We start from the raw sequence: 13,786 nt of genomic DNA on the forward strand, positions 1-13,786 counted from the left end.
GCCATGCTGATGATTGCGGCGGTACTTTCCGCTGCCGCTGCCATGCAGGCGGCAGGGGGACTGGATTATCTGGTAAAGCTTGCAGAGAAACTTCTGAGAAAGAATCCCTCGCAAGTCACTATCATCAGTCCGTTGGTGACTTATCTGTTTTCATTTGTCGCCGGTACGGGTCATGTGGCTTATTCGGTTTTGCCGGTGATCGCGGAGGTTGCCCGTGAAACGAAGATACGTCCAGAGCGTCCTTTGGGAATTGCCGTCATAGCCTCGCAACAGGCAATAACCGCGAGCCCGATCTCAGCTGCCACAGTGGCGTTGCTCGGTTTGCTCACCGGCTTCGACATCACTCTTTTCGATATTCTCAAGGTGTCTATTCCAGCTACGCTCATAGGAGTTATAATAGGAGCATTACTTTCAAAAAGAGTAGGTAAGGAGCTTCTGGAAGATCCTGAGTATCTTCGCCGTGTAGAGCAGGGTATGATTAAGGAAAACAATCTTAAATTCAACGAAATAAAGAATCTTGGCAGAGCAAAGCTCTCTGTTGTGCTGTTTTTGCTCTCAACTGTGCTTATCGTGCTTTTCGGCTCAATACCGGCAATGCGTCCCTCATTCAACGGAACCCCTGTAGACATGCCGGCGATTATCGAGATTCTGATGCTCAGCACCTGTGCCATCATTCTTCTCACCGGCAAGATCAACGGAATCGCCCCGACTCAGGGAAGTGTCTTCATTGCGGGAATGCAGGCAGTGATAGCGATTTTCGGTATAGCATGGATGGGCGACACGTTCATCAACGGCAATATAGCTGTGATCACAGAGGGTGTCAAGGGTTTTGTGACACAATGGCCCTGGCTCTTCGGAATCGCTCTTTTCGTAATGTCAATTCTTCTTTACAGTCAGGCGGCAACCGTCAGGGCAATAATGCCGTTAGGCATAGCACTGGGAATGAATCCGTGGATGCTTATAGCCTTGTTTCCGGCTGTAAACGGTTATTTCTTTATTCCCAATTATCCGACAGTGGTGGCGGCTATAAACTTTGACCGCACCGGCACCACCCGCATCGGCAAATATGTGCTCAACCATTCTTTCATGATGCCCGGACTTGTCGCCACGATAGCTGCGATTCTTACAGGTCTGCTTCTGATACAGATATATTGAGAACCTTGCATTATCTGAACCATAAAAACCAATAATCAACTAAAATAATCAAGTTATGAAAAATCTGAAAAAATTGAGCCTGCTGGCAGTAGTGTTGCTGACCTCTGTCGCCACGGCGTTCGCCCAGCAAAAACCGAATGTGTATATTCTTGCTACCGGCGGAACTATCGCAGGAACCGGCAAATCCGCCACGGCATCCGGTTATACGGCAGGCCAGGTGGCTATCCAGTCGCTAATCGATGCGGTGCCCCAGATGCAGGATGTGGCAAATGTCACTGGTGAGCAGGTTGTCAACATAGGCTCGCAGGATATGAACGACCAGGTGTGGCTTACTCTTGCCAAACGAATCAACGAGCTTCTCGCCCAGAGCAATGTGGACGGCATCGTGATCACTCACGGAACCGATACCATGGAGGAGACCGCTTACTTCCTCAATCTTACAGTGAAGAGCGACAAGCCTGTAGTGCTCACCGGCGCCATGCGTCCCTCAACGGCGATGAGTGCCGACGGACCTCTCAACCTGTATAACTCCGTTGTCACTGCCGCAGACCCGTCGTCAAAAGGGAGAGGCGTTATGATTGTGATGAACGGTCTTATCCTCGGCGCGCATTCCACACAAAAAATGAATACCACCGATGTGCAGACATTCCAGGCTCCCGATGCCGGTCCTCTCGGATATGTCTACAACAGCAAGCCTTACTACAACATGCAGACACTGAAAAAGCACACAACGGAATCAGTGTTCGATGTCACCAATCTTACGAGCCTTCCCAAAGTCGGAATTGTTTATGCATATTCGAATGTGGAGGCTGATGTAATGAATCCTTTCCTTACCAACGGGTATCAGGGAGTGATCCACGCAGGTCTCGGCAACGGCAACTATCACAAGAACATATTCCCTAAACTTCTCGAAGCCCGCAAGCTCGGCATAATCGTTGTTCGTTCGAGCCGAGTGCCTACCGGTCCGACAACTCTTTATGACGAGGTAGATGACGCCAAATATCAGTTTGTGGCATCCTGGGAACTTAATCCTCAGAAGGCGCGCGTGCTGCTTATGCTTGCTCTCACACGCACCAAAGACTGGCAGCAGATTCAGAAATATTTCGAAGAATACTAAAGTTTCAGTGACGTCTCCCCGTGCGTCCGGACTGCCGCGGACGCACAGGGAGCGTGAACTGACAACAATAGGCTGAAACAATCACATTTACCATAAATCTAAAACAAGATGAAACACACATCCATATTGTTTGCCAGCGCGGCAATATGCGCGTTGCCCGGAATCGCTCAGCAGGAGAGAACAAACAATTACAGAACCACAACTGAAGAGGGAATCATAGAAAGTATTGCCAACATTGAAAAGAAAACAGACAAATTCAATCTGTTTCTTGACATGCACGGCTCGTTCAATCTTGACTGGAACGGCTCGCATTTCAATGAGGCAAAGTTCAAGATGAACCAGTTGCGTATCGAAGCTAAGGGTAATATCAACGATTGGCTCAGTTACCGTTATCGCCAGCGTCTCAACAAAGGCGATAGCCAGAACGGCTACCGGGACAATGTGCTCAACAGCATCGATATCGCCGGAATCGGAATAAATCTCGACAAATGGTCATTCTTCCTTGGAAAGCAGTGTGCTGCATATGGCGGTATAGAGTTTGACATGAACCCGATCGAAATCTATCAGTATTCCGACATGGTTGATTATATGAGCAACTTCATGAGTGGTGTCAATGTCGCATATAATTTCACTCCAAGGCAGCAGCTTCAGTTCCAGGTGCTCAACGCCTACAATGACAGTTCCCGCGAGATGTATGGCAATTACACCAAGGCAAAGATACCATTGCTCTATACCGTCAACTGGAACGGTAACTTCAACGATGTCTACAAGACACGCTGGTCAGCATCGTTCATGAACGAGACAAAGGGTGAGCACATGTGGTATTTCGCGTTGGGTAACGATTTCAATATCTCCGACAAGGTTCAGGCATATTTCGACTGGCTGTATACACGCGAGGGCGTTGACCGCAAGGGCATCATCACAAGTATCGTGCAGCCTGACGGCTGGGAATCCACTACCGGCTACAAGACAGCCAAGACCGATATCATGTCTTTTATTCTCCATCTCAACTACCGTTTCCATCCGGCATGGAACATATTTGCGAAAGCCATGGCTGAGAACGAGGGGGTCTACAAGACTCATGAGCAGGAGGGTGCCCCGGGTCACATTGTGGAGGCAGGACGTTACCGCACCGCATGGGGTTATGTAGGCGGTATAGAGTATTATCCGCTCAAGGACCGCAACCTGCATTTCTTCGCCGCTTATGTCGGACGCACCTACAAATATTCCAACCGTGCGAAAGTATATGGCGTCGATGATTACTCCACAAACCAGTTCTCAGTGGGATTCATCTGGCATATGCCTGTATTCTGACAAGCAATTTTCAAAACTGCCGAATAATTCTGTAAAAGCGAAGGAGACGGTGCGCCGACAAGCGCATCGTCTCCCTTGCTTTGTTTTCAGAACACTCTGATCGGTTTTCAGCAGAATCCATCCATAAACAAACCTTATCTGTATATTCTGGCGCCGATTCCGAGCATAAGGTTCTGTGGGTCTTTGAAATTGCCGAGGCGGTAGCCCGCGTTCAGGAAAATGTTGTCGGTAACGAATGCCTTGACTGTCAGCATCTGGTAGAACCGCATCTCTCCGTGCGGACTCAACAGGTCGTAGCCCAGACCTGCGCTTATTGCGAATATGGGCATTGTGAGTTCCGCTACGGCGGCAGTTCCGATTCTCAGCTGTTTCCCGAATGGCGGACGGGAAAAAGAGGCTTCGTCGTAGTATCCCCCCTGCCAGTAAGGTCCGAGTCCTGCGCTTCTGTCATATTGCATGTCGATTGCGAGTCCGGCGGTCAGCCAGCGGTTGATTTTTCGCATCGGAGACAACTGCAGTCCGCCCACACCGTATGTTCCCGGCAACAGAGTCTCTATCTCTTCAATAATAACATGCCGTTTGCGCCAGGCTCCGTATGCGAGGATGTCGAGAAGCCAGCGGGGTCTGTCGGCATCCTGTTTCATATAATCGGGTGCTTCGGCATACTGTATCCTGTTGAATACATATGAGGCTCCGAATGACAGACCGATGGTATTGATGCCGGAATTCGGGAATGAGGTGTTTCCGTTGGAGAAATGAGTTGCCTCAAAACCTAAAGAGAGTTGCCAGCGTGGGGCGAGCGCATAGGTAAGTTTCAAGCCTAACCCCATGTGTGCGGTTACTCTTGTAGAGATTGCCGAGTTAAGGAAACCGGCATCTCTGTCTCCGCTTCTGTCGCGCCAACCGAAAGCAGCACCGAATCTCCATTCGTAACCAAGCCAGAGCCTGCTGCCGAAATGTTTGAAAGGCGCGCCTTGATATACATATGCCGAAACAGGGGTTCCGAGCAGACGCGAGGAGAAAAATGTTCTTGTATCCACCCCTATCCCTTGATATAAACCGTGATAAAGCATACCCTTCTCGGACTTCGGGTTGAAACAGAAATCAGTGCGGAGAGACGCGGACATGGCGGCATGCACCGGATGGGCATATATGTTGTCACCGGTCAGGAACGAGTTTGTAGGCGCGACATAAGCAGGCGACAGTTCCACGCCGACACGCCATTGCATCGGGGAGGAGAATGCTCCCGGTATGGTGTCGGTGCTGGATATGCTGGCTTTTGCCGATAAAGCAGCCAACAATGTCAAGACGAATAATAGTTTTTTCATTTTTATAAGAGCCGGGGAGGTGTCAGACTCCGGATGCAAAATTAGGATATTTGGATCAAACGGCAAAATGGGTGTATGAGAAGAAAAATTTTTTAAGGGAATGGTGTGTTATTGAAAATTATTGTTAACTTTGCGGCTGAAAACGGTTGGCATTATGCCATCAAAAGGGAACCGGGTGAGAGTCCCGGACAGTCCCGCTGCGGTAAGTCTCCATATAGACTTCGGCAAAAATCACACAGAGACAGCAATATAAGAGAGTCTCTGCCACTGACCTCAGGGTCGGGAAGGCGTGCCGAAGTTGAGACAAGTCCGAAGACCTGCCGTTTTTGAGGAGTCATCCGGCATAGTGCCGGTGTGGTTTCTGGATATGTTGGTCACTCTTTCGAGGAAAAGAGAACATATGAAAGGTATTATTGAGTCAAAGAAATCATTAAAGAAAGCCGTTGTTATGGTTTTTGCCGAGGTGTTAGGATGCATCCCGGCATTCGGTGTGTCTGTTCCCGAAAGGGGCGATGCATATGAGGCGGCGGACACCGCCGGCAGGAGTCTGCAGGAATTCGAGGTGGTCTCGGAGCGGGTCCGCAGAGAGGTGACGAGTACCGCGCCGTTGTTCAATCTGACCAGCGAGCGTATGAAGACGATGGGAGTGACCGACATTTCCGATGCCCTTCACCGTCTGCCCGGTATCAACATCCGGGACTATGGTGGAGCGGGAGGCATGAAGACCGTATCGGTGCGCGGCTTTGGCACAACCCATACAGGAGTTATCTACGACGGTATTGTCCTCAGCGACTGCCAGAGCGGCAAGATAGACTTGTCAAGATATTCATTAGATAATGTCGGTAGCCTGTCTTTGATAGTAGGCGATAATAGTGATATCTTTGTACCCGCGAAGGCTTCGGCATCTGCTGCATCAATCATTATTTCTTCTATGTCTGTGCCCGGTCCGATGGATTCATTGTGGCATGTCACCGGACAGATGCGATTCGGCTCATTCGGCACTTATAACCCTTATTTTAAGGTTGGGAAAAGCTTGACGCCAAAATTCTCGTTCTCGGTAATTGGAGAGTACACTCATGCGAAAAACGATTACCCATTCACATTGGAGAATGGTAAGCTTGTGACGCGCGAGCGTCGCAACAACAGCATGATGAATTCATGGCACGGCGAAATCAATACGCGCTGGAGGTTGACACCTGCATCAATGCTTGATGCAAAGGTGTATTATTACGACAACAACCGGCAGTTGCCAGGACCGGTTATCTTATACAATCCTATTTGCCACGAAAAATTACGTGACCGCAATTTTTTCGGACAGCTGACTTACAAAAACTTATCTCTATCTAAATTCTCATTTCAGGGTCTCGCCAAGTTCAACTGGGACGCATCTCTATATCATGATGAAGACGGGAAATATCCCGGCGGTATCCTTGATGAGGATTATTTCCAGCGCGAAGTATATGTGTCGGGATCGGCACTTTATGTGCCCACCGACAAGCTTGCGTTCAATTACTCGGCTGATTATTTTTACAACAATCTGACCACAAATCAGATGGAGGTTGTCGGTCCTTGGCGTCACTCCGTATTGCAATCGTTCACCGGAAAATTCCAGAACAGCTGGCTGCTTGCTACCGCCCGTCTCCTTTGGTCGATCTACGATAATGGAGTTAAAGAGGGCATAAGCTCGAAAGATGAGAACAAGCTGTCTCCCTCACTGAGTGTGTCTGTGCAGCCGATGCGCAACCGTCTCTTCTTTATACGGGCTTCATACAAGAATATATTCCGTATGCCTACATTCAATGAAACTTATTACTTCCGCATGGGCAGTACATCATTGAAACCTGAAGATACTGATCAGTTCAATTTAGGATTGACATGGCAATATAATTCAACTAATTGGCTGAATGCACTTGTCCTTACAGGCGATGTGTATTACAATAATGTGAAAGACAAGATTGTTGCCTTGCCAATGAATATGTTCATATGGACAATGACCAACATGGATAAGGCAAGGGCATTCGGTGCGGATGTCACTGCAAGTGCAACGTTCAATATTGCGCGCGGTCAGAATCTGGTGTTTGCCGGTAATTATAGCTGGCAGCGAGTGCAACCGCGCACATCTCCCAAGGATCCGGATTATAACAAGCAGGTGGCTTACACTCCGATTCATTCCGGAGCTGCATCTCTTAGCTGGGAGAATCCTTGGGTAGATGTTGTTGTTCACACCACCGGTGCGAGCGACCGTTACGGCACAAATTCCAATCTTCCCATAACACGAATCAAAGGATACATGGAGATGGGAGCTGCATTGATTCGCTCTTTCAAGATAAAACGGAACACAATTGACCTTCGTTTCGACATGACAAATATCCTGGATACACAATACGAGATTGTAGGTAATTATCCGATGCCGGGACGTGCTTGGAAATTCACACTTACCTATAAATATAATTAAACAAGCTCTGAGAATCCATTATTGTTTTGAAGAGCAGTTGGTTTAGCTAATAAGTGGCGGATATTTGATAAATGCTTTATAGTTAAATTGAATTATAATATGTTGATTAAACTTTTAGAGATGAAGAAATTTGCATTAATGCTTTTTGCAGCATTCATGGCTGTTGGTTTCACCGGCTGTAGCGATGATGACAACAAAGGTGAAGCAACCGAAACCGTCAGCGGTTTCTACACTATTAACGGAGGCAATATGTCAGGTAAAATTCCGGCATCAATTACTGCGTATGATTACGCGACAGGAACTGCCACAAAGGCTCTTGAAGACGCATTCTTCGCAGCCAATGAGATAGCTCTTGGCGAAGGTGCCCAGCAGGCTCTTGTCTATAACGATAAGATGTACATTGTTATGTATCGTTCGAATCTTATTTGGGTTGTAGAGCCTACAACCCTTAAGATAATCACTTCTATCAAACCCGAAGGCGATGCAATGAGTCCTCGAGCTATTACAGCTAAAGATGGCAAACTATATTGCTCTATGTATACCGGTTATGTTGTCCGTATTGATGCCAAGACTGATGAGATTGATGGCACACTCAAGGTGGGTCCCAATCCTGATGGCGTTGCTCTTGCAGGGAATAAATTAGTTGTTGCCAATACAGACGGACAGAATTCTAAAAATAAATATGCCAATAATGGTATTTCTGTAATTGATCTGGCTACATTTACTCAAACTGAAATCAAGAATACTAAATTCGTCGGGAATCATCCGACGGAGGCTGTTTCAAATGGAACTGATGCGTTTGTGATAATGCAGGGTTCCTATACAGCACCGGATAAGGATGACTATGTGGCTCCTATAATAGTTAAGGTTACCGGCGCTTCCGAAGCAGATATAACTAAAGTTTGTGAAGGTTCATTGGCATGTGTTGCCGGTGATAAACTTTATGTCGCAATGGCACCTTTTGGTTTGGCTCCTGACAAAATAACGTACAAGATTTATGATGTCAATACATTTGCTGAAAGAGGTAATATGCTGACACAGGTTAAAGGACAAGACTCAGAAATAGAGTCTCCCAATGGCGTATTTGTGAATCCTGCAAACGGAGATATTATAGTATTGTCTTATTATTATGATTCTGCTTCAAACAAAGCTTTCACGAAAGAGCCATGCTATGCTAATATCTACGATGCTTCCGGCAACTTCAAGAAGAGAATTGAGTGTGGTGTCGGTGCTCGCGCCGTTACATTTATCAATGAGAAAATAGCTAAATGATAGTGGAATATAGATTGGAGGGAAAAAGGAAGATGCGAATCTTTCTTACCCTGTTTATAGTCGTGGCTTTCCTTGCGTCCTGCAAGGGAAGCCATGCTTCATCTTCTGCGGAAGGCGAGGGCGAGGTCTTGCCGATGAAATATGCGGAGAATCTGACTGTCCGCGAGTTCCCGGATTTCACGGAGGTGACGGTCAGAAATCCCTGGGACACGTTGAAAACGTTGCAGAAATATATCCTTGTGGAACGCGATAGCGAGATNCCTGCCGGTCTGCCGGAAGGGACAATAATCAAAGTGCCGGTGACCAACGCGCTGGTGTATTCAACCGTTCACAACAGTCTCATAACCGAACTCGGTGCCATAGACGCCATAGGAGGTATCTGCAATTCGAAGTATGTAAACGGCAAAGAGCTGCAGGCGCGTCTTGCCTCGGGGCGTATAGTCGACTGCGGTGTAAGCCTCAGTCCCGACCTTGAGAAGATAATAAAGCTGAAACCTCAGGTGATAATGCTTTCACCGTTCGAGAACAACGACAAATATGCAAAGGTGGGTGAACTCGGCATTCCGATCATAGAGTGTGCCGACTATATGGAGACCTCGCCGCTCGGCAGAGCCGAGTGGGTGCGCTTCTACGGAATGCTTTTCGGAAAACAGGATGTCGCAGACAAGATGTTTGCCGAGACTGAAAGCAATTATCTTAAACTGAAGCAAATTGCCAACGGACTGGCGATCAAGCCGAANGTGATAATAGACCAGCGTTNCGGTCAGGTATGGAATGTGCCGGGTGGTGTGTCTACTATGGGACGGCTTATCGAGGATGCCGGCGGCATAAACCCGTTTGCATCATATGAGCGGAGCGGCAGTGTGCCATTGGCACCGGAGAAAGTGCTTGCAGAGGCTCATGATGCCGATGTCTGGTTTGTGAGATATAATCAGGAGAAAGACAAATCGCTCAGGGAGCTGGGCAATGATGCGCCTGTCAATTCGCAGTTCAAGGCATTCAAAGACGGGAGGGTATATGGCTGCAACACGCGATATGTCAACTTCTATGAAGAGACTCCGTTCCATCCCGACCTCATTCTGGAGGACATGGTACACCTTATGCATCCGGAACTCAGCTCCTCCGCCCCGGCGCGTTATTACAGCCTTATGCAATAAATCCCCGGGTCTTGCCGTATCTTAGTTATGAAATTTGTAATCCTTTCAATATCGCTTGTGGCGTTGTTTTTCGCGAATCTGTTTGTGGGTTCGGTCGATATTCCTCCAGCGCAGGTGGTCGATATACTTTTCAATAATGGCGATCCTGACGGTCCGTTGCGATTTATCGTGGTGGGAAGCCGTTTGCCGCAGGCAATTACCGCAGTTCTTGCAGGCGCGGCGCTGACCGTGTCCGGACTAATGCTCCAGACCGCATTCCGCAATCCTCTTGCCGGACCTTCCATACTCGGCATTACATCCGGGTCAAGTCTCGGAGTCGCGTTTGTGATTCTTTTTTTCGGAGGGTCAGTTTCTGCCGCAGGTTATTCTTGGGGCGGATACGCGGCTATACTGGCAGGATCGTTTGCAGGCAGTATCGCGATCATGGGTCTGCTGCTCCTGTTTTCCATGTGGCTTAAAAATGACCTTATGCTGCTTATCGCCGGCATCATGACAGGTTATCTGACATCCTCGGTCATCACTCTTCTGAACTATCTTTCCACCGCCGAGGGGGTGCATGGTTATGCCATGTGGGGTATGGGTAATTTCAACGGTGTTGCCTTGGGTCAGATACCGTTGTTTTCTCTTGCTATAGTTTTTGGTCTGTTGCTCTCGATACTGATGGTGAAGCCTCTGAATGTGATACTGCTTGGAGAGAACTATGCGCTCAATCTCGGCATAAGCATGCAGACCGTGCGCAATCTCCTGCTGGTCACGACCGGGCTGCTGACCTCCGTGGTCACGGCATTCTGCGGACCGGTGTCGTTCATCGGACTTGCCGTGCCTCACGTGGTCAGGATGATCTTCCGCGTTGCTGATCATCGCGTGATTATTCCCGGATGCATTCTTACGGGCGGGGTGATAGGCTTGATTTGCAATCTTATATGTATTTTGCCGGATAACATAGTACTTCCATTGAATGGTGTGACTCCGCTTATCGGTGTTCCGGTTATCATGTACGTAATTTTTAAAGAGAGGTTCAAGAGAAGATGAAACAGGTTGAAACGATAAAAGTAAGGAACCTCACCACAGGTTATAGAAATTCCAAGGGGGACAAATGTGTCACCAGATGTCTTGACGCATCCCTTTATCCCGGAGAATTGACGTGCTTGTTGGGACCTAACGGAGCCGGAAAATCTACATTGTTGCGCACGCTTGCCGGTTTTCAAAAACCGCTGTCGGGCTTTGTGGAGATAGCCGGCAGACCTCTTGCCGATTATTCGGGAAAAGATCTTGCCCGGACAATAAGTGTGGTGCTTACGGAGAAGCCCCTGCTTGACAATATGGATGTGGAGACACTTGTAGGGTTGGGGCGTGCACCTTACACCGGATTTTGGGGACGTTTAAGCGTTCGGGATAAAGATGCTGTTAATAATGCCATTTCCTTGGCAGGCATAGAACCGCTCAGATACCGGATGGTGCAGAGCCTCAGTGACGGAGAACGTCAGAAAGTCATGATTGCCAAAGCATTCGCACAGGAGACTCCCGTGATATTCCTTGACGAACCTACAGCTTTCCTGGATTATCCAAGCAAAGTGGAAATCATGCTTTTGCTTTATTCTTTTGCACATAAGATGGAAAAGACGATCTTCATGTCTACTCATGATCTTGATATGGCGATGCAACTTTCCGATCGCATATGGCTTATGGATAAAAAACTCGGAGTCAAGACAGGAACTCATGAAGAGTTGATACAGTCGGGAGATATGGAACTATATTTCGACAATCCCGGAATCTTATTCGATAAGGCAGACGGTCTCTTTAAGATTGATTTAAAGAAGAAAGAGGAACTGAGATTTAAATCTGATAATATATGAGATACAAGTCAGGTTTCGTAATTGCTGCGGTTTCATCTGGAAGTGGAAAAACAACCGTTACCAACGGTCTTCTCAGGGCTTTTAAAAACAGAGGTTTTAAGGTTGCGCCTTTTAAGACAGGTCCGGATTTCATAGATACGCAATTTCATAAGGTTGCGGCGGGAATGGAATCTGTCAATCTTGATGTTTTCATGTCGGATGAGCAACATGTTAAAAGTCTTTTCCAACGATATTCCGCTGGTAGCGATGTGCGTATTGTTGAAGGAGTGATGGGGTTATTTGACGGATATGACAAGAGAAAAGGTAGTGCAGCTCATATCGCAGAGCTTACGGGTTTGCCGGTGGTGCTCGTAATAAATGCAGCTTCTTCCGCCTATTCCCTGGCAGCTGTGCTTTCAGGTTTTAAGAATTTTGATAAGCGAATAAAGATTGCCGGGGTAATATTCAATAATGTCGCATCTGAAAATCATCAGCGGCTTCTTAAATCTGCAGCTGAAGATGCGGGGGTGACACTTTTGGGATGCCTGAAGAGGAATCCGTATATGACAATGCCGTCGCGACATTTGGGATTGTCATTGGGAGATGACAACGTGATAGAAAGTTTTATAGATCGCGCTTCGGACGCGGTGAAGGTAGGAATTGATTTGGATTTGTTGTTGAGCCTTACGCAAATAGATAAAGACGAAAAGTCAGATGACACGCATGTCGCAGATAAATGTCATTTGATTTCCAGTCCTTCCCGCAAGATTGCTTTAGCATATGATGAGGCATTCAATTTTGTCTATACTGAGAATCTTAGATTGTTGGAGCAAAATCTTCGTTTCGGAGGGGAGATAATTAAATTCTCTCCTTTACGTGATACGCGTATGCCGGATGCGGATTTCCTTTATCTACCCGGCGGTTATCCTGAGCTATATGCCGCAAGACTTACTGCAAATGTTTTGATGCGGGAGTCGATTAAGGATTATATTGATCGCGGAGGATACGCGTTTGCCGAATGCGGTGGTATGCTATATCTTTGTGATTCGATTGATGGATATGAGATGTGCGGTTTGTTGCCTATCAAGGCAACGATGGATAACGCTCATCTGCATTTGGGTTACAGGACTGTAAAAACGGAAAACTTCGCAATCCGTGGGCATGAATTTCATTATTCCTCCGTTATTGAGGATGGGACGCGGATAAAGGATTACATATATCCGGCACGGCAATATGACGTAAATGGTAAAGAGGTGGATACTCCTCTTTATCGCTATAAGAATGCAATTGCCGGGTATACTCATATGTATTGGGGAAATAACGATATTAACGGATTATATGAGGATTTACACACGTAAGGGTGATTTTGGAACGACAGGAATACACGGAGGCATGAGAGTGCCGAAAACAGATATCCGTATCGAAACCAACGGCACTCTTGATGAACTGAACAGCATAATCGGGATTGTGAGAAGTTTTCTTGATGATGCAGAAAAGGATAATATACTTCGAGAGATTCAGGTAAACCTGATGACAGCGATGAGCATAGTTGCCACTCCTTCTGAATCGCGTGAAATAAATCCGCGTAAGTTACCCTACGACGCGGTGGAAGCATTGGAGATGAAACTTGATGCGATTACGGAGAAAGGTTGCATGGAGCAGGATTTCGTGCTTCCGGGAGGATGCCGGGCTGCGGCGTTTTTGCATCAGGCACGCACGGTTTGTCGTCGAGCCGAACGTCAGTTGTGGCGCTTGAATGAACAGGATAAGGTGGAAGGGGATGTAATGAGATATGTAAACCGTCTTTCAGATCTCTTCTTCGCGATGGCACGGGAAGTGAATTGCGATGAAGGGATTGATAACGAGAGGTGGAAACGATTCGGAAAAGCAGGATTATTTGAAGAATAATAATGAAGAAACTGAGACCTATAATGCTCGGAGGCACCGGGAGCGATGTCGGCAAAAGTGTGCTTGCCGCAGGGTTGTGCCGCATATTTTTGCAGGACGGTTATCATCCCGCACCGTTCAAGGCGCAGAATATGGCACTGAATTCCTATGTCACGCCTGACGGTCTGGAGATCGGGCGCGCACAGGCGGTGCAGGCTGAGGCGGCGGGTGTNGAATGCATGCCTGAGATGAACCCCGTGCTTCTC

11 protein-coding genes, 1 pseudogene and 1 riboswitch are annotated in these 13,786 nt (G+C 47.5%); of the genes and pseudogenes, 11 read left to right on the forward strand and 1 reads right to left on the reverse strand.

Annotated features, from left to right (window positions below):
* From JX312_RS02800 to JX312_RS02810, 3 genes are all read left to right on the forward strand, one after another.
* The coding region (locus JX312_RS02800; protein ID WP_204456977.1) for an anaerobic C4-dicarboxylate transporter family protein at positions 1-1,155 on the forward strand (1,155 nt) is incomplete at its 5' end.
* Positions 1,156-1,210: 55 nt separating this feature from the next.
* On the forward strand, positions 1,211-2,272 hold the full coding sequence (gene ansB / locus JX312_RS02805) for an L-asparaginase 2 (RefSeq protein ID WP_123405655.1): 1,062 nt from the start codon (positions 1,211-1,213) through the stop codon (positions 2,270-2,272).
* A gap of 108 nt (positions 2,273-2,380) precedes the next feature.
* A complete protein-coding gene (locus JX312_RS02810; RefSeq protein WP_204456979.1) occupies positions 2,381-3,586 on the forward strand; it encodes a porin in 1,206 nt (401 codons plus the stop codon).
* Positions 3,587-3,720: 134 nt separating this feature from the next.
* Here JX312_RS02810 and JX312_RS02815 read toward each other — a convergent pair whose 3' ends face one another.
* Positions 3,721-4,914 carry an acyloxyacyl hydrolase gene (locus tag JX312_RS02815; protein WP_204456981.1) on the reverse strand — a complete coding sequence of 398 codons (1,194 nt, stop codon included), beginning with the start codon at positions 4,912-4,914 and terminating at the stop codon, positions 3,721-3,723.
* 126 nt (positions 4,915-5,040) lie between these two features.
* Positions 5,041-5,254, forward strand: a riboswitch (cobalamin riboswitch).
* Positions 5,255-5,314: 60 nt separating this feature from the next.
* Between JX312_RS02815 and JX312_RS02820 the strand changes: the two genes are divergently transcribed.
* The 8 genes and pseudogenes from JX312_RS02820 to JX312_RS02855 all read left to right on the forward strand — a co-directional run.
* Positions 5,315-7,369, forward strand: a complete 2,055-nt coding sequence (locus tag JX312_RS02820; RefSeq protein WP_204456982.1) for a TonB-dependent siderophore receptor — start codon at positions 5,315-5,317, stop codon at positions 7,367-7,369.
* A gap of 120 nt (positions 7,370-7,489) precedes the next feature.
* Positions 7,490-8,641, forward strand: a complete 1,152-nt coding sequence (locus JX312_RS02825; protein WP_204456984.1) for a YncE family protein — start codon at positions 7,490-7,492, stop codon at positions 8,639-8,641.
* Positions 8,642-8,643: 2 nt separating this feature from the next.
* Positions 8,644-9,798 carry an ABC transporter substrate-binding protein gene (locus JX312_RS02830; RefSeq protein ID WP_239653780.1) on the forward strand — a complete coding sequence of 385 codons (1,155 nt, stop codon included), beginning with the start codon at positions 8,644-8,646 and terminating at the stop codon, positions 9,796-9,798.
* A gap of 27 nt (positions 9,799-9,825) precedes the next feature.
* Entirely contained in the window at positions 9,826-10,830 is a 1,005-nt protein-coding gene (locus JX312_RS02835; RefSeq protein WP_123405663.1) for an iron ABC transporter permease, read from the forward strand.
* Complete coding sequence (locus JX312_RS02840) at positions 10,827-11,654, forward strand: ABC transporter ATP-binding protein (RefSeq protein WP_124030783.1); 828 nt, start codon at positions 10,827-10,829, stop codon at positions 11,652-11,654. Before JX312_RS02835 ends, JX312_RS02840 begins: the two co-directional genes overlap by 4 nt.
* Positions 11,651-12,991, forward strand: a complete 1,341-nt coding sequence (locus JX312_RS02845; RefSeq protein ID WP_204456986.1) for a cobyrinate a,c-diamide synthase — start codon at positions 11,651-11,653, stop codon at positions 12,989-12,991. The genes JX312_RS02840 and JX312_RS02845 overlap by 4 nt, the downstream gene beginning before the upstream one ends.
* Positions 12,972-13,541 carry a cob(I)yrinic acid a,c-diamide adenosyltransferase gene (locus JX312_RS02850; RefSeq protein WP_204456987.1) on the forward strand — a complete coding sequence of 190 codons (570 nt, stop codon included), beginning with the start codon at positions 12,972-12,974 and terminating at the stop codon, positions 13,539-13,541. Before JX312_RS02845 ends, JX312_RS02850 begins: the two co-directional genes overlap by 20 nt.
* Positions 13,541-13,786, forward strand: a pseudogene (locus JX312_RS02855) (cobyric acid synthase); the annotation flags it as partial. The gene JX312_RS02850 and the pseudogene JX312_RS02855, both read left to right, overlap by 1 nt.

The sequence above is a fragment of the Barnesiella sp. CU968 genome, assembly GCF_905219685.1.
GTDB lineage: Bacteria > Bacteroidota > Bacteroidia > Bacteroidales > Muribaculaceae > Lepagella > Lepagella muris_A.